The 22577-nt window shown below is 68.7% G+C and carries 24 protein-coding genes and 1 pseudogene; 10 read left to right on the top strand and 15 right to left on the bottom strand.

Annotation, left to right across the window (positions count from 1 at the left end; genetic code table 11):
* The 3 genes from G3N61_RS10740 to G3N61_RS10730 all read left to right on the top strand — a co-directional run.
* Positions 1–197, top strand: a 197-nt coding sequence (locus tag G3N61_RS10740; RefSeq protein ID WP_205822374.1) for a fimbria/pilus outer membrane usher protein, incomplete at its 5' end; no start/stop codon positions are given.
* Between the two features lie 22 nt (positions 198–219).
* Positions 220–1413: an SAM-dependent methyltransferase gene (locus G3N61_RS10735; protein WP_089451495.1), complete on the top strand. Its 1194-nt coding sequence runs from the start codon at positions 220–222 to the stop codon at positions 1411–1413.
* An 11-nt stretch (positions 1414–1424) separates the two neighbouring features.
* On the top strand, positions 1425–1619 hold the full coding sequence (locus tag G3N61_RS10730; RefSeq protein ID WP_039355363.1) for a DUF2905 domain-containing protein: 195 nt from the start codon (positions 1425–1427) through the stop codon (positions 1617–1619).
* A gap of 22 nt (positions 1620–1641) precedes the next feature.
* Here G3N61_RS10730 and G3N61_RS10725 read toward each other — a convergent pair whose 3' ends face one another.
* The 6 genes from G3N61_RS10725 to G3N61_RS10700 form a co-directional block, all read right to left on the bottom strand.
* Complete coding sequence (locus G3N61_RS10725; RefSeq protein WP_011353424.1) at positions 1642–1863, bottom strand: hypothetical protein; 222 nt, start codon at positions 1861–1863, stop codon at positions 1642–1644.
* Positions 1864–1990: 127 nt separating this feature from the next.
* Positions 1991–2899 (bottom strand): carbohydrate kinase, encoded by a 909-nt coding sequence (locus G3N61_RS10720; protein WP_205822373.1) that lies wholly within the window; start codon positions 2897–2899, stop codon positions 1991–1993.
* The gene (locus G3N61_RS10715) at positions 2896–4176 is read right to left on the bottom strand and encodes an AGE family epimerase/isomerase (RefSeq protein ID WP_205822372.1); all 1281 of its coding nucleotides are present in this window, start codon (positions 4174–4176) and stop codon (positions 2896–2898) included. The genes G3N61_RS10720 and G3N61_RS10715 overlap by 4 nt, the downstream gene beginning before the upstream one ends.
* Positions 4173–5192 (bottom strand): LacI family DNA-binding transcriptional regulator, encoded by a 1020-nt coding sequence (locus tag G3N61_RS10710; protein ID WP_043187009.1) that lies wholly within the window; start codon positions 5190–5192, stop codon positions 4173–4175. The genes G3N61_RS10715 and G3N61_RS10710 overlap by 4 nt, the downstream gene beginning before the upstream one ends.
* Positions 5193–5556: 364 nt before the next feature.
* A complete protein-coding gene (locus tag G3N61_RS10705; RefSeq protein WP_205822371.1) occupies positions 5557–7395 on the bottom strand; it encodes a phosphodiesterase in 1839 nt (612 codons plus the stop codon).
* Positions 7396–7798: 403 nt separating this feature from the next.
* Entirely contained in the window at positions 7799–8830 is a 1032-nt protein-coding gene (locus G3N61_RS10700; RefSeq protein WP_059492026.1) for a bile acid:sodium symporter family protein, read from the bottom strand.
* 346 nt (positions 8831–9176) lie between these two features.
* On the opposite strand from G3N61_RS10700, the gene G3N61_RS10695 reads away from it, so the two are divergent.
* The 3 genes from G3N61_RS10695 (at position 9177) to G3N61_RS10685 (ending at position 12224) form a co-directional block, all read left to right on the top strand.
* The gene (locus G3N61_RS10695) at positions 9177–9659 is read left to right on the top strand and encodes a hypothetical protein (RefSeq protein ID WP_043187012.1); all 483 of its coding nucleotides are present in this window, start codon (positions 9177–9179) and stop codon (positions 9657–9659) included.
* A gap of 345 nt (positions 9660–10004) precedes the next feature.
* Positions 10005–11081 carry a porin gene (locus tag G3N61_RS10690; RefSeq protein ID WP_043187014.1) on the top strand — a complete coding sequence of 359 codons (1077 nt, stop codon included), beginning with the start codon at positions 10005–10007 and terminating at the stop codon, positions 11079–11081.
* A 180-nt stretch (positions 11082–11261) separates the two neighbouring features.
* Positions 11262–12224: a LysR family transcriptional regulator gene (locus tag G3N61_RS10685; protein ID WP_043187016.1), complete on the top strand. Its 963-nt coding sequence runs from the start codon at positions 11262–11264 to the stop codon at positions 12222–12224.
* Positions 12225–12339: 115 nt separating this feature from the next.
* Here G3N61_RS10685 and G3N61_RS10680 read toward each other — a convergent pair whose 3' ends face one another.
* The gene (locus G3N61_RS10680; protein WP_043187018.1) at positions 12340–13299 is read right to left on the bottom strand and encodes a nitronate monooxygenase family protein; all 960 of its coding nucleotides are present in this window, start codon (positions 13297–13299) and stop codon (positions 12340–12342) included.
* A 266-nt stretch (positions 13300–13565) separates the two neighbouring features.
* Between G3N61_RS10680 and G3N61_RS10675 the strand changes: the two genes are divergently transcribed.
* Positions 13566–14462: an alpha/beta hydrolase gene (locus tag G3N61_RS10675; RefSeq protein ID WP_043187020.1), complete on the top strand. Its 897-nt coding sequence runs from the start codon at positions 13566–13568 to the stop codon at positions 14460–14462.
* 33 nt (positions 14463–14495) lie between these two features.
* On the opposite strand, the gene G3N61_RS10670 is transcribed toward G3N61_RS10675, so the two are convergent.
* On the bottom strand, positions 14496–14987 hold the full coding sequence (locus G3N61_RS10670) for an Lrp/AsnC family transcriptional regulator (RefSeq protein WP_043187021.1): 492 nt from the start codon (positions 14985–14987) through the stop codon (positions 14496–14498).
* Positions 14988–15099: 112 nt separating this feature from the next.
* On the opposite strand from G3N61_RS10670, the gene G3N61_RS10665 reads away from it, so the two are divergent.
* Entirely contained in the window at positions 15100–16002 is a 903-nt protein-coding gene (locus tag G3N61_RS10665; RefSeq protein ID WP_043187023.1) for a DMT family transporter, read from the top strand.
* A 266-nt stretch (positions 16003–16268) separates the two neighbouring features.
* Here the strand turns inward: G3N61_RS10665 and G3N61_RS10660 are convergent, their stop codons facing one another.
* Genes G3N61_RS10660 through G3N61_RS10645 form a run of 4 tightly spaced genes read right to left on the bottom strand, consistent with a single transcriptional unit; the run spans position 16269 to position 18905 of the window.
* Positions 16269–16475: a DUF1289 domain-containing protein gene (locus tag G3N61_RS10660; protein ID WP_043187024.1), complete on the bottom strand. Its 207-nt coding sequence runs from the start codon at positions 16473–16475 to the stop codon at positions 16269–16271.
* Positions 16472–16978 carry a YbaK/EbsC family protein gene (locus tag G3N61_RS10655; protein WP_043187025.1) on the bottom strand — a complete coding sequence of 169 codons (507 nt, stop codon included), beginning with the start codon at positions 16976–16978 and terminating at the stop codon, positions 16472–16474. The genes G3N61_RS10660 and G3N61_RS10655 overlap by 4 nt, the downstream gene beginning before the upstream one ends.
* A gap of 26 nt (positions 16979–17004) precedes the next feature.
* A complete protein-coding gene (locus G3N61_RS10650) occupies positions 17005–17937 on the bottom strand; it encodes a hydroxymethylglutaryl-CoA lyase (protein WP_089451378.1) in 933 nt (310 codons plus the stop codon).
* Positions 17938–17963: 26 nt separating this feature from the next.
* Entirely contained in the window at positions 17964–18905 is a 942-nt protein-coding gene (locus G3N61_RS10645; protein ID WP_205822370.1) for a glyoxylate/hydroxypyruvate reductase A, read from the bottom strand.
* Between the two features lie 390 nt (positions 18906–19295).
* Between G3N61_RS10645 and G3N61_RS10640 the strand changes: the two genes are divergently transcribed.
* Positions 19296–19919 carry an alpha/beta hydrolase gene (locus G3N61_RS10640; RefSeq protein ID WP_205822369.1) on the top strand — a complete coding sequence of 208 codons (624 nt, stop codon included), beginning with the start codon at positions 19296–19298 and terminating at the stop codon, positions 19917–19919.
* 59 nt (positions 19920–19978) lie between these two features.
* Here G3N61_RS10640 and G3N61_RS10635 read toward each other — a convergent pair.
* From G3N61_RS10635 to G3N61_RS10625, 3 genes and pseudogenes are all read right to left on the bottom strand, one after another.
* A pseudogene (locus G3N61_RS10635) lies at positions 19979–20257 on the bottom strand (phospholipase domain-containing protein); the annotation flags it as partial.
* Positions 20258–20304: 47 nt separating this feature from the next.
* A complete protein-coding gene (locus G3N61_RS10630; protein WP_043187035.1) occupies positions 20305–20589 on the bottom strand; it encodes a hypothetical protein in 285 nt (94 codons plus the stop codon).
* Between the two features lie 265 nt (positions 20590–20854).
* Positions 20855–21775 carry a LysR substrate-binding domain-containing protein gene (locus G3N61_RS10625; RefSeq protein ID WP_205822368.1) on the bottom strand — a complete coding sequence of 307 codons (921 nt, stop codon included), beginning with the start codon at positions 21773–21775 and terminating at the stop codon, positions 20855–20857.
* 112 nt (positions 21776–21887) lie between these two features.
* On the opposite strand from G3N61_RS10625, the gene G3N61_RS10620 reads away from it, so the two are divergent.
* A complete protein-coding gene (locus G3N61_RS10620) occupies positions 21888–22526 on the top strand; it encodes a glutathione S-transferase (RefSeq protein ID WP_205822367.1) in 639 nt (212 codons plus the stop codon).
* Positions 22527–22577: the final 51 nt, after the last annotated feature.

The raw sequence follows: 22577 nt of genomic DNA, 5'->3' as shown, positions 1-22577 counted from the left end.
GTGCGATCGTCGGTCATGCAGGCGGCCTCACGCTTGCCAACGATCTTGGCGAAACCTCAGCGATCGTCGAGGCGAAGGACGCCGTCGGCGCACAAATCATGAACGGCACGGACGTCCGGATCGATCGACGCGGCGTCGGCCGCGCTGCCCAGGGCGCCTGTGACGAGCGCCACGCGCTGGGTCGACGTATCGGCTGAAACGGTCATTTACAATGCCGGGATGAACCCGAAAGCTCACGAACCCGCTAGTTTACCTGCTCCCGGCCCTGACGCGCTCGCGCAGTCCGAAACCCTTGCCGCGCAACTGCGCGACGAGATCGCGGCGGCCGGCGGCTGGCTGCCGTTCGACCGCTTCATGGAGCGCGCGCTGTATGCGCCCGGTCTCGGCTACTACAGCGGCGGCGCGCGCAAGTTCGGGCGCCGCGCCGACGACGGCAGCGACTTCGTCACCGCGCCCGAGCTGTCGCCGCTGTTCGCGCAGACGCTCGCCCAACCGGTCGCGGAAGCGCTCGCGGCGAGCGGCACGCGTAGCGTGATGGAGTTCGGCGCCGGTACCGGCAAGCTCGCGGCCGGGCTGCTCGCGGCGCTCGACGTGCTGGAAGCCGGGCTCGACGAATACCTGATCGTCGACCTGTCCGGCGAGCTGCGCGAACGGCAGCGCGACACGATCACGGCCGCCGCGCCGGCGCTTGCCGCGAAGGTGCGCTGGCTCGACGCGCTGCCCGAGCGGTTCGACGGCGTCGTGGTCGGCAACGAGGTGCTCGATGCGATGCCCGTGCGGCTGTTCGCGAAGGCGGGCGACGCATGGCACGAGCGCGGCGTCGCGCTCGACGCGCACCAGGCGTTCGTGTTCGAAGACCGCCCGGCCGCGCCGGCCGGCCTGCCGCCGGTGCTCGCGGGGCTGGACGATACGGGCGACGGCTACCTGACCGAGACGCACGAGGCCGCGCTGGCCTTCACGCGCACCGTCTGCACGATGCTTGGGCGCGGCGCGGTGCTGCTGGTCGACTACGGCTTTCCCGCACACGAGTACTACCACCCGCAGCGCGACCGTGGCACGCTGATGTGCCACTACCGTCACCACGCGCACGACGATCCGTTCCTGTACCCGGGGCTGCAGGACATCACCGCGCACGTCGAATTCACCGGCATCTACGACGCGGCGATCGCGACCGGCGCCGACCTGCTCGGCTACACGTCGCAGGCGCGCTTCCTGCTGAACGCGGGCATCACCGACGCGCTGGCCGCGATCGATCCGTCGGACATCCACGCGTTCCTGCCGGCCGCGAACGCGGTGCAGAAGCTGATCTCCGAGGCCGAGATGGGCGAGCTGTTCAAGGTGATCGCGTTCTCGCGCGGCATCGACGGCACGCTCGACGCGTTCGCGCGCGGCGACCGCTCGCACGCACTCTGACGGGAGCTAACATGCTGCGCTGGCTGATGACGTCGTTCGTCGCGGTGATGATCCTGACGCGCTGCTGGCCGTGGCTCGGCAAGCTCGGCATCGGGCGGATGCCGGGCGACGTCACGCTGACGCTCGGTGGACGGCGCTACCCGTTCCCGTTCATGTCGACGCTGGTGCTGACGATGCTGCTGTCGATGGTGGCGCGGCTGCTCTGAGCCGCGCCTGAATGGCGGCGCGTTACAGCTCGATTTCGCCGAGGATCCGGTGCGCGAGCGCCTTCGCCTCGTCGAACGCTTCCTCCTCGCTGGGGCTCGTCGAGTGGACGTCGTAGCGCGTGTTCTCGGTGTCGTCCCCGTCGTCCCGCGCGAGGATCACGTAACCCTGGAACTGCCCGTTGCCCGCATGCTGGGTATGCGCCTTGGCCGTGTAGATGCCTTTCGTGAACGTGTTGGTGTCCATCGTGCTCTCCCGCAAAAGGACACTTCATCGTAGCACTGCGGCGCAGCATGTACAGCGCCGCTTATCGGTGACCGAACGGCGTCCGGTCGCGGTGTCCGGTCGCGGCGTCCGGTCGCCGTCCTTCCCGTCATCGTTCGATCAGCGCGACGACCTCGTCGAGCGTCGGCGCGTGCGCGCCGGTGTGCCGGCACGCGGCGGCGCCCGCCGCCAGCGCGAACACGAAATGCTCGCGCCACGATCGCTGCGGCGCGGCCATCAGGCTGAACAGCATGCCGCCGATCGACGCGTCGCCCGCGCCGACGGTGTCGGCCACCTCGACGCGCGGCGGGCTGGCTTCATGCACGTCGCCATCCGCGTAGAGCGTCGCCGCCTGCGCGCCGCGCGTGACGAGCACGGCCGCGCGCGGGTTCAGCGCGCGCACCGCGCCGATCGCATCGGGGCCGTCGCCGCCGAACAGGTGCCGCAGGTCCTCGTCGGACACCTTGATCAGGTCGGCGAGCGCGGCCATCTTCTCCAGCGTCGGCCGGTACGCGGCCGTCATCAGGTTCCGGACGTTCGGGTCGAAGCTGATCTTCACGCCGCGCGCGTGCAGGTCGGCCGCGAGCGCGGCCAGCGTGCCGGCGAGCGGTTCGCGCACGAGGCTGATGCAGCCGAAATGCGCCCATTTCACGTGGTCGGTCCAGCCGGCCGGCAGCCGCGCCGGATCGAACGCGAGGTCGGCGCTAGCTTCGCCGATGAAGAAGTACGCGGGCGGGCGGGTCTCGTGGACGATCGCGAGCAGCGGCGGCCGTGCGACGCGCTGCAGGAAGCGCAGGTCGAGCCCGGCCGCTTCGCTCGTGCGCCACAGCACGTCGGAAAAGCAGTCTTCGCCGATCGAACCCGCGAGCGCGCTCGGCACGCCGAGCCGCGCGACCGCGCGCGCGACGTTCCAGCCGGCGCCGCCCGGCACCGAGGTCCATTGCGCGTCGCCCGCGCGCACCATGTCGGTCAGGATGTCGCCCGCCGACACGAAAGCCGGAAACGTGCCGCCGCTCATTGCGTCGGCTCGCTGCGTTGAGTGCGGGCGAGGGTTGCGAGCACGTCGTAGCACGCGCCCATCGTGTGATAGTCGGTCTTGCCGGCCGGGCTCTTCTCGTCGCTGTACTTGCGGTTGTCGCAGGTGAGGATCCGGTACCACGCGCCGTAGCGGTGATCGACGAAGTGCGCCCAGCTATACCGCCAGATCTCGTCGTACCAGTCCCAGAAGCGCTCGCTGCCGGTGCGCGCGCCGAGCATCGCGGCCGCCGCGAAGGTTTCCGCCTGCACCCAGAAGTACTTGTTGTGGTCGCAGATCGTGAAGTCGGGGCCGAAGCCGTAGTTCAGCCCGCCGTGATCGGCGTCCCACGCGTGCGTGAGTGCGGCGTCGAACAGCTCGGCCGCGCGCGGCACGAGCCAGTCGAGCGGGCGGTGCCGCTCGAGGATCAGCAGCAGCTTCGCCCATTCGGTCTGGTGTCCGGGCTGGAAGCCCCACGGACGGAAGATGTTCGAGCTGTCTTCCTTGTTGTAGTCCCAGTCGACCGACCAGTCCGCATGGTAGTGCTCCCACACGAGCCCGCCCGACAGCGCGGCCTGGCGCTGCGTGACGTGGGACGCGAGCTTCTCCGCGCGATCGAGGTACGTGAGGTGGCCGGTCGCCTCGTACGCGGCGAGCAGCGCCTCCGTCATGTGCATGTTGGCGTTCTGGCCGCGATACGTCGACACGATCCAGTTCGGCGTCGCGTCGTCCGCGTACAGGCCGGCTGCCGCATCCCAGAAGCGGTGCTCGGCCAGCTCGTAGGTGGCCGCGATCAGCGGGCGGGCCTCGTCGATGCCGGCCATCGTCGCGTGCGCGGCCGCGAGCAGCACGAACGCGAGCCCGTAGCAGTGGCGCGTGCCGTCGAGCGTCGCGCGCTTCGCGCCGTCGCGCCAGTCGAGTTCCCAGTCGTAGCCCTGCAGTTCGTCGTCCCAGTGCGCGTCGCGCAGGAAGCGCAGCCCGTGGCGCGCGTATTCCAGGTGGCGCGGATCGCCGAAATGCCGGTACGCCATCGCGTAGTTGAAGACGAACCGGCAACTGCTGACGAGGTGGCGCGACGTGCGGTTGTAGATGCTGCCGTCGTCGCGGAAGTAGTGGTAGAAGCCGCCCGTCGGGTCGAACGCGTTCGTCGCGTAGAAGCGCAGCGTGTCCTCGATGTGCGACAGCAGGAACGACGGATCGCGGAAACTCGCGACGAACGGCGCGGCTTGCGTGTGGGCGGCCGGCGCGGCCGTGCAGGGTTGGACCGGGGGCATGTTCATGATTCGGTGACCGTGGCGGTATCGAGTGCCGGGGAGCCGGCGGGCTGGCTGCTGGCCCGCACGATCAGCTCGACGGGCAGGGAGATCTCGGTGCGCTCGGGCGCGTCGGCGAGCAGCAGCTCGACGCCGCGGCGGCCGAGCGCCTCCTTGTCGACCGCGAGCGTCGTGAGCGGCGGGCTCGCGTGCGCGGCGGCCGGGATGTTGTCGAAGCCGACGATTGCGATGTCGTCGGGAATGCGCAGCCCGCGTGCAGTGCAGACGCGCTGCGCGGCGAGCGCGGCCGCGTCGTTGTATGCGAAGACGGCCTCCGGGCGCGGGCCCGGCGCGTCGAGCAATTGCTCCATCGCACGCGCGGCGCCGGTGTCGGGATCGAGCCCCGCGTCGATCGTCACTTCGTACGCGGGATCGAACAGCCGGCCGGCCTCGAAGAACGCGCGCCGGTAGCCGATCGCGCGCTGCGCGATGCTGTAGTGCGCGGGCGAGCCGCCGATGAACGCGATCCGCGTGCGGCCGGTGGCGAGCAGGTGGCGCATCGCGAGCGCCGCGCCCGTCGCGTTGTCGATGTTGACCGAGCGCAGCCCGGGCGCCCACAGGTCGATCAGCACGAGCGGCCGGCCGGTCGCGGCGAGCGCCTCGATCGTCTCCGGCTCGATGAAGCCGGCCACCGCGATTGCGTCCGGCGCGTGCGGGCGCATCTGGCGCAGCACGTCGTCGTTCGGCCCGACCGTGAGCAGCGTCGGCACGATGCCGCGCTCGCGGCACGCGTCCTCGACGCCGTGCAGCACGTGCGAGAAGAACGGGCTGGCCGGAAAGCGGTTGTGCTGGCGATGCAGCAGGAAGGTGAGCCGGCGGATGCGCGGCCGCAGCTGCGCGGGATCGTAGCCGAGCTGCTGCGCGATCTCGACGATGCGCGCACGCGTGGCTTCGGACAGGCCCGGCTGGTTTTTCAGCGCGCGGGAGACGGTGCCGATCGAGACCTCTGCCGCCCGCGCCACATCGCGAATGGTGGTACCCATCGTTCGTTCGGGGTCCGGTTTGTTTAGGGTGAAAGCGATTGTATAGTAAAACATATCGCGGAATTCGGGCCGGATAGCCGGGGAATACCCGCGAATTCCGGGTTTTTAAGCGCTAATCTGCGAAAACACCGTTACTAAAAATACTAAACAAAACACGAAAAAGGCAAGGTGGGCGTGCGGGGGAAGGGCGAGCGGGAAATGGGTGGCAAGCGGGCCGGCTTCACGCATTCGCGCGGGCAGTACCGGACTGCCTTCGCCGGACGCCGGGAAGTTGGCGTGCAACTAACGGTCTGGTTGCATGACGGGCGGTAGTTCGCTACCGCCGCACCGGGGCGCCGTGTTCCGTAAAGACGGCTGCCGCCGTTCAGCGTATTGCCACTGCCGGCGGTTCGCCGCGATGGCGCAGCGCGGCACGGCCGGCATCGAGATCGACTACCGCGAGCCCGTCCGGCTGCTGTTTCGCGCGCCGCTTCGCGAGCGCGGCGACCGATGCGATCTCGTCGCTGCCGTAGCGCTTCGCGCCATGCGCGCCGGCCGGCACGCCGACCACGCCGATCGCCATCGTCACGAAGCCGAAGAATGCCGGATTGCCGTGGCGGTCCTCGCCGCGCAACCCGCCTGCCTGCCGGTCGGCCTGCGTGTAGAAGAGCTGCGCGCCGTCGTTGAAGCGCGCGATCGCGTCGGTGGCGCGTTCGCGCCAGTCGGCGCGCTGGAACAGCACGAGGAAATCGTCGCCGCCGACGTGCCCGAGAAAGTCGCGCTGCGGGTCGCACACGCCGGCCAGTACCGTCGCCGCGAACTTCAGCACCTCGTCGCCCTGCCAGTAGCCGTACTGGTCGTTGAACGGCTTGAACTGGTTCAGGTCGACGTAGCACGCGTGAAAGCCGGCGTCGCGCTGGAGCAGGCGGTCGATGTGCGCGCTGATCGGGATGTTGCCGGGCAGGAACGTCAGCGGATTCGCGTAGCGTGCGGCTTCGATGCGCATCTCGGTCACCGCGCGCACGAGGCTCTCGCCGGTGCCGAGCCCGACGTAGCGGCCGTGTTCGGTGATCACGAAGCCGTCCGCGAGATAGCGCTGGTCGTGGCTCGCGAGCAGCATCGCGAGCTGCTCGAACGTCGTCGCGTTGTCGATCATCAGCGGCGCGTCGTTCGCGAACTGCAGGCACGGCTTCTTGCCGAACACCTCGCGGTGGTACGGCAGCGCGAAGCGGTCGATGAAGCCGCGGCGATTCACCAGCGCGACGGGCCGCCCGCGTTCGACGAGCGCGACCGCGTGCAGGTCGGGCATCCGGTTGAACAGGTCGAGCACGTCGTTGCTGGTCGCGTCGCGCGGGAGTGCCGGCGCCGGAACCAGCATCTTCCCGGCGATCGTGCCGGCCGGCCGCACCGAGCGCGTCGCGCCGGGAAACACCGCGATGTGCGGCGCGCGGATCGCATCGCGCGCGGCCGGCGCGACGACCCGCGACGGCTGTGCGTTCGGCCGGCCGAGCAGGAAACCCTGCACGCAGCAGATGCCCATGTCGCGCACGACGATCAGGTCGCATTCGTTCTCGATGCCTTCCGCGATCAGTTGCGCGCCGCTCGCCTGCGCGAAGTGCTGCATGGCCTTCACGGCCTCGAATTTCAGCGGGTCGCGGGCGATGTCGTGGATGAAGAAGCGGTCGATCTTCACGACGTCCGGATGCAGGCGCAGCCACAGGTTCATGCTCGCGTTCGCGGTGCCGTAGTCGTCGAGCGCGAACTGGATGCCGGTTTCGCGCAGCGAGGCGACCGCCGGCCCGATATGCGTGATGTCGGTCGTCGCGTTCTGCTCGGTCAGCTCGATCACGATGCGCTCGGCGGCGATCCGCGCGCGGCCGAGCAGTTGGCGGACGCGCTCGCGTTCGCGCGCGAGTTGCAGGATCGTGCCCGCGCTGAAATTGAGGAACAGCTTGCCGTCGCAGCCGAGCGCCGCGAACGCGTCGAGGCAGGTGAGCGCGGCGGCCTGTTCGAGCGCGAGGGTCTCGCCTTCGCGCGCGGCCTGCGCGAACAGCGCGGCGGGCGGCTCGAGGTTGGTGCCGCGCGGGCCGCGTATCAGGCCCTCGTATCCGACGACCGTCCCCGACCCGAGATCGACGATCGGCTGGAAGACGGCGGCGAGCGCGCGATCCGCGATCAGGCGCGTGGTGCGGGCGGCAGCAGAGTCGGAGTGGGGCGCGGGCATGGGCGAGAGCAGCCGAATCGACAGGACGCCCGACTTAACGGCACCGCTCGCGGGGAATTGAATGAAGATTTCGTGACGCGATGGGCGTTGCTGGTGCATCGCGTCGGTGTGCAGTTGGGAGGGCGGTACCGCAGGAGGGCGGGAAGGCAGGAGGGCGGGAAGGCAGGTGGGCAGGTGGTCGGAAAGGCGGGAAGCGGGAAGCGGGAAGCGCGAGGCGCGAGGCGCGAGGCGGGAAGGCGGGAAGGCGGGAAGGCGGAAAGGCGGAAAGGCGGGAAGGCGGGAAGGCGGGAAGGCGGGAAGGCGGAAAGGCGGAAAGGCGGAAAGGCGGAAAGGCGGAAAGGCGGAAAGGCGGAAAGGGCGGGCAGGCGCCACCCACGGCCGTCCCGCCCTTCCGCCCTGATCGTCAGCGCTTGCCTGCGCTCAGCGCGCCGGGCGCCGATGCCGCGTCGCCCTCGTCGTGCTCGCCGCTCATGTCGCGCGCCCCCCAGCGCTGCGCGAGCGCCGCGCACGCCATCAGCTGGATCTGGTGGAACAGCATCAGCGGCAGCACGATCGCGCCGACCGCGTTCGCCGAGAAGATCACCTTCGCCATCGGCACACCGGCCGCGAGGCTCTTCTTCGATCCGCAGAAGATGATCGTGATCTGGTCGGCGCGGTTGAAGCCGAGCCGCTTGCTGACGAACGCAGTCAGCAACAGCGCGATCGCAAGCAGCACGAGGTTGACGACGAGCAGGCCGCCGAGCGCGCGCGGCGGGATCTGGTGCCACAGGCCTTCGTTGACGGCCTCGCTGAAGGCGACGTAGACGACGAGCAGGATCGAGCCCTGGTCGACGAAGCGCAGCACGCCGCGGTTGCGGTCGATCCAGCCGCCGATCACGGGCCGCAGCAGCTGGCCGGCGATGAACGGCACGAGCAGCTGCATCACGATGCTGCCGACGGTGCTCCACGGCGACGCGGCGGCCGCCGACTGCGACGTGATCATCAGCCCGACGAGCGCCGGCGTGACGAAGATGCCGAGCAGGCTCGACGCGGATGCCGCGCACACGGCGGCCGGCACGTTGCCCTTCGCGATCGACGTGAACGCGATCGACGACTGGACCGTCGACGGCAGCGTGCACAGGAACAGCACGCCCGCATACAGCGTCGGCGTGACGAGCGGCTGCAGCACGGGTTTCAGCGCGAGGCCGAGCAGCGGGAACAGCGCGAACGTGCTGAGCAGCACGACCGCGTGCAGCCGCCAGTGGGTCGCCCCCGCGACGACGGCTTCGCGCGACAGCTTCGCGCCGTGCAGGAAGAACAGCAGGCCGACGGCGATGTTGGTCGCCCAGTTGAACGCGTGCGCGGCCGGGCCGCGGCACGGCAGGAGGCTCGCGAGCACGACGGTGCCGACGAGCGCGAGCGTGAAATTGTCGGGAAGAAAACGGGGACGGGCCATCAGGAACTCGATTCGGAAACGACGGAGGCGCGCGTCGCGCGCGCGGATGGCGCCATTGTCCCGGTTGGCAATTCACTACACAAATTCATTGTGGGAATCGATTGATGAATCAATCTCATGCAACAGCGCCCACGGTATCGGCCCGGCCATGCGCAAAACGGCAGAAGAATGTTCTGTCCCGGTCGCGCTCGGAAGTGAAAAAACCTAGCAGTAACATGGTGTTACACCGATGCCGGCGACATAACACTTTTTGGCTCGACACGCTTTCGGCCCGCTCATAAATTACTGCTGAAAGCCTAGCGTCGGCCAAAAGCGGCCGGCGGCGGGCATGGACAGGCTCTGAACGATGACGGAACGGGTGAAACGGAAGATCGGACGATGGGTGGCAGGCGTGCTCGGCGCGCTGCTGATGCCGCTCGCGCTCGCGCAACCGCCCCACGGCGGTCATGCGTTCGGCGGCCACGGCTTCGGTGGCGGCGACATGCGCGCGTACGGTCAGCCGGCCGGCGGTGCGCCCGTCTGGCGCCGCGTCGCGCCTCCCCCTGGCGCACGCGCCGGCGGCGTGAGCGGCTACGGCTCCCGCTGGGGGCTGCGGCCGACGCCGTCGTATGGCCATTACGCCGCGCAGAGCCCGTATCGCCCGATCAGCGCCGACGCGCGTCAGATGCCGCGCCCGCCGGGCGGCGGCAACGTGCCGCTGCGCGCCGGTTCGATCCGCGCGGATGTCGCACGCTACAACGAGGAGCGCGGCGGCCGTCCGATGCCGCCGCCCCGCTCGCAGGAAGAGCCTGCGCACTCGCCGTTTTTCTCCCCGTTCTACCGAAACTGAGCGCCCGCGCGCTTCCCCCTCCGCCGGCTGATGCGAATTCGCCACAGTCGCGCACAGATTTCCGCTGATTTTCCCGCCGCATTGCGCTATCTTTCGCGCCCGGCTCGCGTGTGCCACGCCGCCGGCCCGCCGTGCGACCGCGTTCAGGCCGGGCCGCCGACGGGTTTCCGGCCATGTATCCGTTCCGCGAAGTTAATGCTGCCGCTATACCAGCAATAAGTGTGCGCAATTTTGACCGGACGAATGATCCGTAAAGATGGCTGCGCCCCATACGACGCAAGCACTCGGCTCCAAAAAACAACGCTCGCGCCACTTCTCGACAATTCGACAAGATCTGGAGATCTAATGAAAGCATTCGCTCGCCGTGCATCGCGCACGTCCGTCAAGCTGATCGCCGCGGCCGCCTGCGTGGCGGCAACCGCTCCCGTCCATGCACAGTCGAGCGTGTCGCTCTATGGTCAGGTCGACGAATGGGTCGGCGCAACCAAGTTCCCGGGCGGCAACCGCGCGTGGAACGTGAGCGGCGGCGGGATGTCGACGTCGTACTGGGGCATGCACGGCGCCGAGGATCTCGGCAACGGCTACAAGGCGATCTTCACGCTGGAAAGCTTCTTCCGCGCGCAGAACGGCCAGTTCGGCCGCTTCCAGGGCGACACGTTCTTCGCACGCAACGCGTACGTCGGCATCGATTCGCCGTACGGCACGGTGACGGCCGGTCGCCTGACGACGCACCTGTTCCTGTCGACGATCCTGTTCAACCCGTTCTACGACTCGTACACCTTCTCGCCGATGGTGTACCACGTGTTCCTCGGCCTCGGCACGTTCCCGACCTATCCGAGCGACCAGGGCGCCGTCGGCGATTCGGGCTGGAACAACGCGCTGTCGTATACGTCGCCGTCGTTCGGTGGCCTGAATTTCGGCGCGATGTACGCGCTCGGCAACCAGGCCGGCGACAACGGCTCGAAGAAGTGGAGCGCGCAGTTCAACTATGCGAACGGCCCGTTCGCGGCGACCGCGGTCTACCAGTACGTGAACTTCAACAACGGCCCGCGTGACCTGAGCGCGCTGGTGGCCGGCATGAAGAGCCAGGGCATCGCGCAAGTCGGCGCAACCTACGACCTGAAGTACGTGAAGCTGTTCGGCCAGTACATGTATACGAAGAATGACCAGGTCGCGGGCAGCTGGCACGTGAATACCGCGCAGGGCGGCGTGTCGGTGCCGCTCGGCGTGGGCAACGCGATGGCGTCGTACGCATACTCGCGCGACGCGGGCGGCCTCGACCAGACGCGCCAGACCTGGGCCGTCGGCTACGACTATCCGCTGTCCAAGCGCACGGACGTCTACGCAGCGTACATGAACGACCACATCAGCGGCCTGTCGTCCGGCAACACGTTCGGCGCCGGCATCCGCGCGAAGTTCTGACGCGCACACGCGGCCGGTGCGCCGGTCGCGCGCGAAAATCGCGTCCGAGCTACAAGTTTTTCCGCCAAAACGGCGCCGCCACCCGCGGCGCCGTTTTGCCTTTGTTGACCTTTCTGTTTCCTCGCCTTTGTTACCCTATCTCGTAATTGGACCATTCCCCCGTCATTACGAGCTAGTTCGATGGATACCCTCGTCAGCATGAATGTGTTTCGCTACGTCGTCGAAGTGGGCAGCTTCGTCGGCGCGGCCGAGCGCATGCAGATGTCGGCTGCGATGGCGAGCAAGCACGTGATGCATCTCGAGCAACAGCTCGGTGCGCGGCTGCTGCATCGCACGACACGACGCGTCGCCCCTACCGAGGCGGGACGCGAATACTATGAGCGCCTCGTGCAGGCGCTGTCGGAACTCGACGAAGCCGGGCAGGCCGTCGGCGCCGCAAGCGTGGTGCCGCAAGGCAGGCTGCGCGTGACGTCGCTGTCCGCGTTCGGGCTGCGGCACGTGATGCAGGCCGTCACCGATTATGCGGGCCGGTTCCCGGACGTGACCGTCGACATGACGCTGTCCGATCGCGTGGTCGACCTGATCGAGGAAGGCTACGACGTCGCGGTGCGCGCGGCACCGAACGGATTGAAATCGTCGTCGCTGGTCGCGCGGCAGATCGCGACCGCGCACATCCTGCTGGTCGCGTCGCCCGAGTATCTCGAGAAACACGGCACGCCCACGACGATCGCCGATCTCGCGCACCACAACTACCTGCGGCGCGACTCGAATTCGACGATGCTCGACTCGCTGGTGATCGACGCGGCCGCCGCGTCGCGCGTGAACCTCAACGGCAACCTGATCGTGAATCACCTCGAAGGGCTGCGAGCGGCCGTGCTCGCGGGCGCGGGCATCGCGCTGCTCGGCACCGAGGTGGTCGGCGACGACATCGAGTCCGGCCGGCTCGTGCCGGTGCTGCTCGATGCGGTGCCGCCGCACGAGGCGCCGATCTATGCGGTCTACGCGAGCCGTCGTCACGTGTCCGCGAAGGTGCGTTCGTTCGTCGACTTCCTGGCGGCGCGTTTCGAAGGGCAGTCGCTGTGCCCGTCGATCGAATCGCACCTGCGCGTGCTGCCGATGACGCGGATGAAGCGCGCGGTCTGAACCGTCTTTCCCGCTGCGGCGGGGCAATGAAAAAGCGCGAACCGCTGCGGTTCGCGCTTTTTGTTTTGTCTGACGGTATGTGCGCCGGTGGCGGCCGTCATGGCCGCCGCATCCGTCAGCGCGGGATGCCGAGCCGCGCCTTCGCGTCGTCGTACTCGCGCTTCAGGCGCTCGACGAGCGCGCCCACGCTCGGCAGGTCGTCCATCAGGCCGACGCCCTGGCCGGCACCCCAGATGTCCTTCCACGCCTTCGTCTTGTCGCTGCCGAAATTCATCTTGGTCTTGTCGGATTCCGGCAGTGCGTCCGGATCGAGGCCGGCCTTCTCGATGCTCTCGCGGATGTAGTTGCCGTGCACGCCGGTGAACAGGTTCGTGTAGATGATGTCCGACGATTTCGCGTTCACGATCGCGTGCTTGTAGTCGTCGATCGCGTGCGCTTCTTGGGTCGCGATGAAGCGCGTGCCCATGTACGCGAAATCGGCGCCCATCGCCTGCGCGGCGAGGATCGAGCCGCCGTTCGCGATCGAGCCGGACAGCACGATCGGGCCGTCGAAGATCTTGCGGACTTCGCCGACCAGCGCGAACGGCGACGTCGTGCCTGCGTGGCCGCCTGCGCCGGCCGCGACGAGGATCAGCCCGTCGACGCCGGCTTCGAGCGCCTTCTGCGCGTGACGCAGGTTGATCACGTCGTGCAGCACGATGCCGCCGTAGCTGTGCACCGCGTCGACGATCTCGCGTGCCGGCGCGCGCAGGCTCGTGATGAAGATCGGCACCTTGTGCTCGACGCACACGCGCACGTCGTGCTCGAGCCGCGCATTCGACTGATGGACGATCTGGTTGACCGCGATCGGGCCGATCACCGCGTCGGGATTCTTTGCCTGGTGGTCGGCGAGCTCGGACTGAATCTGCGTGAGCCACTCGTCGAGCAGTTCGGCCGGACGGGCGTTGAGCGCGGGGAATGAACCGACGATGCCCGCCTTGCATTGCGCGAGCACGAGTTCGGGGTAGCTGACGATGAACATCGGCGACGCGATGACGGGCAGCGTCAGGTTTTGCAGGACGGTGGGCAATGCCATGTGATGTCTCCAGTCTCCAGGGGCGGCCGCGCGGTCGCGCCGACGCCATGCTTTGCGGTCGAACCGTAATTCGAGTGTAGCTGCGAAACGAGGTCGCCCTTATTAATACGAACGATCGTGCGATTCTACGCGAGCTTAACAAACTGCACGGTGTGGCGGCAATCGAGTGAGTGTTCTCTTTCTACGGATTCTGGGGGGTACCGCGCTGTGTAGACGCGCAAGCGCTCCTAAAATAACCGCCATAACAAACCAACGAGAAACAAACCATGTCGTTTGAGGCGTTTGCACCGTTTCGCGTGACGGTGCAGGACACCGACATCTTCGGTGTCAAAGGAGGCGCGGGTCCGCCGCTCCTGTTGCTGCACGGACATCCGCAAACCCACATGATCTGGCATCGCGTTGCCGCGACGCTCGCGAATCATTTCACGGTGATCGCCACCGACCTGCGCGGTTACGGCGCATCGGGCAAGCCGCCGAGCGACGCGCAGCATGCGCCGTATTCGAAACGTGCGATGGCGGCCGACCAGGTCGCCGTGATGCGGCATTTCGGCTTCGACCACTTCCACGTGTGTGCGCACGATCGCGGCGCGCGGGTCGCGCACCGGCTCGCGCTCGATCATCCGGACGCCGTCGAGCGGATGATGCTGCTCGACATCGCACCGACGCTCGCGATGTACGAGAAAACCGATCGCGCGTTCGCGACCGCGTATTTCCACTGGTTCTTCCTGATCCAGCCGGCGCCGCTGCCCGAGACGCTGGTCGGCGCGCATACCGATGCGTACATTGAGCGCGTGATGGGCAACCGGTCCGCCGGGCTCGCGCCATTCGCGCCCGAGGCGCTCGCCGCATACCGGGCCGCGCTCGCGCAGCCAGGCGCCGTGCACGCGATGTGCGAGGACTACCGCGCGTCCGCGACGATCGATCTCGAGCACGACCGTGCGGATCTCGAGCGCGGCAACAAGGTCGCGTGCCCGCTGCGCGTGCTGTGGGGCGAGAACGGGATCGTCGGTCGCTGCTTCGATCCGCTCGACGAATGGCGTCGTGTCGCGCGCGACGTCAGCGGCCGCGCGCTCGACTGCGGGCACTACATTCCGGAAGAGGCGCCCGTCGCGCTGATCGACGAGCTGCTCGCGTTTTTCGAGGCGCGCGACCCGGCGGCATAAGCGCGCGTGCGGGCGGCGCGCGCCGCCCGCTGCTCAGCGGTGCGCCCCGTCGTCCTCGACGAGCGGCGGCAGCCGGCGCGGCACCGGTGTCGATTTCACGATCGCGGTGCTCGTCTCGGCCCGCTCCGTCACTTTCGACAGGATGCCGTCGAGGTGCTCGATCGTGCGCAGGTAGAGCCGGCAGATGAAGCAGTCGTCGCCGGTGACCTTGTCGCATTCGACGAATTCGGGAATCCGCCGCAGCATCTCTTCGACCAGATGCAATTGGCCGGGCAGCGGCTTCACGCGGACGATCGCCTGCAGCGTGTAGCCCAGCGCGCGCGGGTCGAGCTCGACCGTGAACGCGGCAATCACGCCTTGCGCTTCGAGCCGCCGCACGCGGTCGGCGGTCGCGGGCGCCGACAGCCCGATCTGCCGGGCGAGTTCGCTGGTGGCGATGCGCGCGTCGTCGGCCAGCGCCGCGAGGATCGCGCGGTCGATCGCGTCGAGCGACGCGACGGCGGGCGGGGAAAGGCGTTTCGGCATGATCGCTTTGCTTTCGAAGGTGAATCGGTTGATTCACTTCAGTTTAGCCGTGGTTGTCGTGAAAGCAAGTTTCTAGAATCGAAGTCATCCACTCTTCTGAACGGAGTTCACGATGGCTTCGAATGAAATTCGCCGCGGCGCCGCCGAGATGGTCGTCGCGATGATGATGTCCGGCACGATCGGCTGGCTCGTGATGTCGTCGCAGCAGCCGCTGACGAACGTCGTGTTCTTCCGTTGCCTGTTCGGTGCCGCGACGCTTGCGATCGTCTGCGCGGCGTTCGGCTTCCTGCGTCGCGCGCTGTTCTCGCCGCGGATGCTCGCGCTTGCGACGCTCGGCAGCGTCGCGATCGTCGCGAACTGGCTGCTGCTGTTCGCCGCCTATTCGCGCGCATCGATCTCGATGGCGACCGCCGTCTACAACACGCAGCCGTTCATGCTGGTCGCGCTCGGCGCGATCGTGTTCCGCGAGCGGATCACCGCGTCGACGGTGGCGTGGCTCGCGCTCGCATTCGTCGGGCTCGTCGCCGTGGTGCGCGTCGAGCCGGCCGTGCTCGCGGTGCCGGGCGAATATCTGGAAGGCGTCGCGCTGTCGCTCGGTGCGGCCTTTCTGTATGCGATCTCGTCGATCGTCACGAAGCACCTGAAGGGCACGCCGCCGCATTTGCTCGCGCTGCTGCAGGCCGGCCTCGGCGTCTTGCTGCTCGCGCCGTTCGCGCACTTCGGCACGCTGCCGGCGACCGCCGGGCAGTGGTTCGACCTCGTCGTGCTCGGCGTCGTGAACACGGGCCTGATGTATGTGCTGCTGTACGGCGCGATCCAGAAGCTGCCGACCGCGATGACGGGTGCGCTGTCGTTCGTCTATCCGGTCGTCGCGATCGTCGTCGATCACGTTGCGTTCGGGCAGACGCTCGCGTGGACGCAGGTGTTCGGCGCGCTGCTGATCCTGCTCGCGGCGGCCGGCGTGAATCTCGGCTGGCGCATCGTGCCCGCGCGTCGCGCGGCAGTCGGCAACTGAAACGGTCGTACGATTCGGCGCCGCCGCGGCGCAGCGCCGCGGCGTGTCGAATGCGAATTTCAGGAACGCGTATTGCGAGCGGATGGCGCGCAGATGGCGAGCGAAAGCGGCGTGCGCGCACGCACGAAAGACGCTGTAAGAAGTTGTAGGGAAACACCCGATGCGATGCGGCCGCGTCGCTCGTATGATGCGGGCTGTGACGTTGATCACGTTCACAGGATTCCGATCTCGATGCCGTTCGCCCGTCAGGCTGAACGGCTTTTTTTTTATGCGCCGCTTCCCGCAATCAGCCGCCGCCGCGCATCGAGCCGCGCGAGCAACGCGCGCCTCGCGTCGTCGTCCGACGCACGCCACCCCTTGATCTCGTCACGCGTGCGCAGGCAACCCGCGCACCAGTCGGTGCGCGGATCGATCCGGCAGACGTCGGTGCACGGCGACGCGACCGTGCCGACTTGCACCGGCACGTCGCTCATGCGGGCTCCCGCAACGCGACGTCCGCGACCGGCGCACCCGTCAGCGACACGAGTTCGTTCGGCGACAGGTTGAACACCGCGTGCGGATGGCCGGCGGCCGCCCACAGGCTGTCGAGCGCGAGCAGGTCGGCGTCGATCAGCGTGACGGGTTCGACGAGATGGCCGATCGGGCAGACGCCGCCGATCGCGTAGCCGGTGTTGTCGCGCACGAACTTCGCATCCGCGCGGCCCACTGCACCGACCTGCGCGGCGACCTTCTTCTCGTCGACGCGATTGACGCCGCTCGCGACCACGAGCACCGGCGCACCGTCCGACTGCCGGCGAAACAGGATCGACTTCGCGATCTGCGCGACCGAGCAGCCGAGCCCGGCCGCGGCTTCGGCGGAAGTCTTGCCGGTTTCGGCGAGCATCACGATGCCTTTCTCGTGGCCGCGCTCGCGCAGCAGCAGCGCGACGCGGCGCGCGGAATCGGGGAGGGCGTCGAGTGAAGCGGGTGTCGTCATGTCGAGGAATCCGTGGAAAGTCGGGGTCACACGCAGTTCGCGGCGTCGGCCGCGCTCTGCGCCTTGGCGAGCAGTGCGCGACCGGCGCGCGACACGTTCGCGCGGCCGATCGCGTTCGAGATGAAGTCGCCGGCGGCGACGACCTGCGCGAGATCGATGCCGGTTTCGATGCCGAGACCCTGCATCAGGTACAGCACGTCCTCGGTCGCGACGTTGCCGGTCGCGCCCTTCGCGTACGGGCAGCCGCCGAGGCCCGCGACCGACGCGTGGAAGATCTCGATCCCTTCGAACAGCGCCGCGTAGATGTTCGCGAGCGCCTGGCCGTAGGTGTCGTGGAAGTGGCCCGACAGGCGTTCGCGCGGAAACACGCGCGTGACGGCCGACAGCACTTCGCGCGTGCGCTTCGGCGTGCCGACGCCGATCGTGTCGGCGATGTCGATCTCGTCGCAGCCGAGCGCGGCGAAGCGCTCGACGACATCGACGACCGATGCGACCGGCACTTCGCCCTGGTACGGGCAGCCGAGCGTGCACGACACGCTGCCGCGCAGCCGCAGGCCCGCATCCTTCGCGGCCTTCGCGACGGGCTCGAAGCGCGCGATGCTCTCGGCGATGCTGCAGTTGATGTTCCGCTGCGAGAACGCCTCGCTCGCCGCGCCGAAGATCACGACTTCGTCGGCGCGCGCGGCGACCGCATTCTCGAAGCCCTTCAGGTTCGGCGTGAGCACCGAGTACACGGTGCCCGCGCGGCGCTCGATGCCGGCCATCACGTCGGCGCCGTCGGCCATCTGCGGCACCCATTTCGGCGACACGAACGACGCGGCCTCGATATTGCGGAAGCCGGCGTGCGACAGCCGGTCGACGAGCGCGATTTTCACGTCGGTCGGCACGAAGGTCTTCTCGTTCTGCAGCCCGTCGCGCGGGCCGACTTCGACGATCTTGACGGCGGTGGGGAACGTCATGGTTGTCTCCTGGTTTGCTTGTAGGTTCAGTAGCCGCGTGCGTAGTCGACGATGCCGCCGATGCGCTCGCCGCGCTCGAGCGCGCGGATCTTGCCGGCGATCTGTGCGATGGCTTCGTCGCGCAGCGTTTCGGCCGAGCTGTGCGGCGTGATCGTGATGCGCGGCGCGTGCCAGAACGGATGGTCTTCCGGCAGCGGCTCGCGATCGAACACGTCGAGCGTTGCGGCGGCGATCCGGCCGCTCGACAGCGCGTCGAGCAGGTCGGCTTCGACGAGATGCGCGCCGCGCGCGACGTTGACGACATACGCGCCGGGCGCGAGCCGCGCGAACGTGCGCGCCGACAGGATGCCGTCGGTGTCGGGCGTGCTCGGCAGCAGGTTGACGAGCACCTTCGCGCCGTCGATGCACGCGTCGAACGCGCCGTCGCCCGCGAAGGTCGTGACGCCGTCGAGCTGCTTCGCGCTGCGGCTGTAGCCGCGCACGGGCAGGCCGAGCGCGGCGAGCGCTTGCGCGACCTGCGCGCCGAGCACGCCGAGGCCGAGCACGGCGACGGTGAAGCTGGCGCGCGCGTGCGGCTCGAGCGGCCGCCAGCGGCGCTCGCGCTGCAGCGCGTCGTATTCGTCGAAGCGGCGCAGGTAGCGCAGCACCGCGTGTGTCACGTATTCGACCATCTGCTGCGCCATGCCGGAATCTTCCAGGCGCACGAGCGGTACGTGCCGCGGCAGCGTGCCCGGATGCGCGTGCTCGAGCGCGAGCAGCGCGTCGACGCCGGCGCCGAGGTTGAAGATCGCGCGCAGGCCGTCGCGCGGCGTGAAGAATTCGCGCGGCGCGCGCCAGACGAGTGCGTAGTCGGCGGCGGCCGTGTCGCCCGGCTGCCACGCGCGCAGTTGGGCTTCCGGCAGCGCATGCGCGAACTCGTCGCGCCACGCGCCTGCTTCCTGGTGCGGGGAATGGAACAGGATCTTCATTGGATGACGATGCGCGCGCCGGCGAGGCGCGTCACGGGAACGGCGAGAGGAGCCGGGCGCAGTGCGCCGGCGGGCGTAGCGGACATCGGGCGTCTCCTGACGACCGGGCGCCCGGCGCGTCGGCGCCCGGCCCCGGTTCCGTGTGAAGCTGACGGGAAGCCCACATTCTACGGTTTCGCGGCGCATCGCGCGCCGGTACTGCGGGGCGGGTGACCAGCGTGGGCGACCGGCGTGGGCGATCGCTCCCGGTTGCCGTCCCGGATGGCCGTCGCCCGGATGGCCGGCCCCCGGATGGCCGGCCCACGCAAAAGCAAAGCACAAAATATTGGTTCGGTGGCCGCGGGCGCCGCGCCACAATCGAATCCCGTCTTCAAGCAAGCGAGGGCAATCATGCGCGCATGCAGCAAATCGGCGTGGCCGCCGCGGCTCGTCACCGTTCCGGGCCTGCACGGCAGCGAAGGCGCTCACTGGCAGACCTGGCTCGAACGGCAGTTCCCGCGCTCGCTGCGCGTCGAGCAGCACGACTGGGACGCGCCCGATCTCGCGCGTTGGGCGCAATCGGTGCGCACGTTGCTCGACCGCGAACGCGGCCCGTTCGTGCTGGCCGCGCACAGCTTCGGCTGCCTCGCGGCTGCGCATGCGCTGGCGCAATGGCCGCAGACGGGCCATGTCGCGGGGGTGCTGCTGGTCGCGCCCGCCAGTCCGAAGAAATTCACGTTTGCCGGGCCGTTCGACGCGCGTCGGCTCGCCGTGCCGTCGATCGTGATCGGCAGCGAGACCGATCCGTGGATGCCGCTCGCCGATGCGCGCACGCTCGCGCAGCACCTGGGCAGCGCGTTCGTGAACCTCGGCGACGCCGGGCACATCAACACGGCAGCCGGCTTCGGGCCGTGGCCACGCGCGAAGTACTTCATCGATACGCTCGTCCACTGCGCGGCACCGCTGCGCTTTCGCGACGCGGACGACGGCTTCGAAGCCACGCTCGTCGACCGCGCGCTCGCGCACGCGATCTGACCAGCCGGGCGGGCGGCGCACGCGGCTCGTCTGGGCCGCGCCATGCTGCGCCGTCGTGCCTACGCCGCGGAGACGGGCCGCATCGCGGCCGGATCCGAATAGCTCGGCCGGCCGTTCTCGACGTGGCCCGCGAAACGGCGCGAGAAGGTGCCGGCCGCGCCGTCGCTCACTGTCACGTCATACCATTGGTGCCTCGACGCGAGCGTCCACTGCTCGACACGCTCGTCGCCGCCATGCAGCGTCACCTGCCGCGACGGCGCGCCGTACGTGTTGTCGGTCAGCGGCAGCGTGACGCGAGCCCCGCCGGGGTTGCGCAGCGTCAGGTACAGGTTCCCGTTGTTGTCCACCTCGGATCTGCTGCGATCGGGGGACGGAAGCGAAGGGATCAGCCGGGCGACGACGCGGCGGCACTCGACGCGGCCGCGTTCGCCGTGGGCTTCGCGTCGTCGTCGTCATCGGGCGGGTAGTGCACGACAGGCGGCGCGAGCGGCGCGGCATCGGACGCGGCGGCGTTCGCGGCTGCATCGTTGTTGAATGCGCTGGCGGAGCCGGCCGATGCGCCGGCCTGCTGCGACGCGTCGGTCGCGTGTGCGTCGTGCGGCGCGTCGTCGCTGCAGGCGGCGACGAAAGCGGCGGCACAAAGAACGACGACGACGGAAACGCGACGCATGACTTCTCTCCTGGCAGCTGATCGGGAAACGTTTTCGAGTATGCCGATATGGTGCGACGTTTCGGTGAATCGTTCGCGACCGGCGCGTGATCGCGGAATGCTTTCGAGATCCTGACCCGTCGCCCGAACGGGATGGCGCGCGTGCAATATTTCCCGGTGGACGATGCGGGCCGGGCACTTTTACGCGGGCACGCGACGCGATGCGCGAAGACGTTCACGACGGCCACGCCGCACATGATGAACGTGCGCCGCCGATCGCGTTGCGTCAGCGCCGCGGCGTGCGTCGCCGCACTTCGCTGCGCAGCCAGTCGAGCCAGGTGCGGATCGCCGCTTCGTGCGGATGGCCGGGGCGCCACACGACGTAGTGCGCATACACGTCGGTCACGCGCACCGTCGACACGCGCACGAGCGTGCCGTCCGCGAGTTCGGGCTCGATCAGCGAGCGGCGCGCGAGTGCGACACCGCGTCCTTTCAGCGTCGCGTCGATCAGCGCATTCGCATCGGTGAAGCGCGGCGCGCGCGTGGATTCGGTGAGGTCGAGCCGCGCGGCCTGGAGCCACGGTTCCCACGGCTGGGCGGGATGGCGCAGCAGCGTCGCGCGCACGAGATCGGCCGGCGCGCGCGGCGCGACGCCGTCGCGATTGCGGTACGCGGGGCTCGCGACCGGAAAGATCGTCTCGTTCATCAGCTTCTCGGCGACGACGCCCGGCCACGTGCCGGGCCCGTAGCGCAGCGCGACGTCGATGCGATCGCGCTTGCGCAGCGGCGCGAGCGCCACGTCCGGGTGCAGCGCGATCGCGATGTGCGGATGCGCGGCCGAGAAGCGCGGCAGGCGCGGGGCGAGCCAGCGCTCGGCGACGCTCGGCAGCACGCTGACGTTCAGCGTGACGTCGCCGGTGCGCGGGCGGCTGCGCGTGGCGAGTGCCGGCTCGAATGCGCGTTCCAGCACGCTGAGGCCCTGGCGCACCTGCAGTGCGAGCGCGTGCGCGGCGTGCGTCGGCGTCGCGCCGTTGCGTTCGCGCGTGAAGAGCGGGTAGCCGAGCTGCGCCTCGAGCGCGCGGATGTGCTGGCTGACGGCGCCTTGCGTGAGCGCAAGTTCGTCGGCCGCGCGCGTGAAGCTCTGCAGCCGCACGGCGGTCTCGAACGCGCGCAGCGTCTGCAGCGGAGGAAGGTGGATGCGTCGCATGCGGGTATTAGTAACACTGATGTCCGAGCACGACAATTCATCGTTTGCGGCGCACGTGCACGCGTTCCTACACTCGGTTCCGTCTTCCACAGCGCCGTCGGGCCACACCACCATGAACGCATATCGTCTCTATCTTTCGCCGGGCGCCTGTTCGCTTGCCGCCCACATCGCACTGGAGGAAACCGGTGCGCCGTTCGACGTCGAGATCGTCTCCGTGCAGAAGCAGCAGAACCTCGAAGCGCGCTATCTCGCGATCAACGCGAAGGCGCGCGTGCCGGTGCTCGCGATTCCGGGCGAGCCGCGCGTGCTGACCGAAACGCCGGCGATCCTCACGTATCTCGCGCGCCGTTATCCGGACGCGCAATTGCTGCCGCTCGGCGATCCGCTGCGCGAGGCACGGTGTCACGAATGGCTCGCCTGGCTGGTCGGCTGGGTGCATGGCGTCGGCTACGGCGCGCTGTGGCGGCCGGGTCGCTTCATCGGCGATCCGGCCCTGCACGGCGAGGTCAGTGCGCACGGTCGAGACACGATCGAAGTCGCGAATACAACGATCGAAGCCGCGCTCGCCGACGGCCGCCCATGGGCCGAGCCAGGCGCGCATTCGATCGTCGATCCGTTCCTGTTCGTGCTGTATCGCTGGGGTGTCGCGATCGGGCTCGACATGACGCGGCATCCCGCGTGGACCGCCCATGCGCAGCGCGAGGCCGAACGGCCGGCCGCGCGACGCGCGTTGGCGCGCGAAGCGGCCTGATGCAAGCGTGGGTGTCGCGGCAGGTGCCGCGATGCCCGCGGGCAACGCACG

Origin of the sequence: Burkholderia sp. Ac-20349 (assembly GCF_017104865.1) — a bacterium.
GTDB lineage: Bacteria > Pseudomonadota > Gammaproteobacteria > Burkholderiales > Burkholderiaceae > Burkholderia > Burkholderia aenigmatica.
The sequence above is the reverse complement of the archived record's forward strand: the minus strand, read 5'-3'. Positions and strand labels throughout refer to the sequence as shown.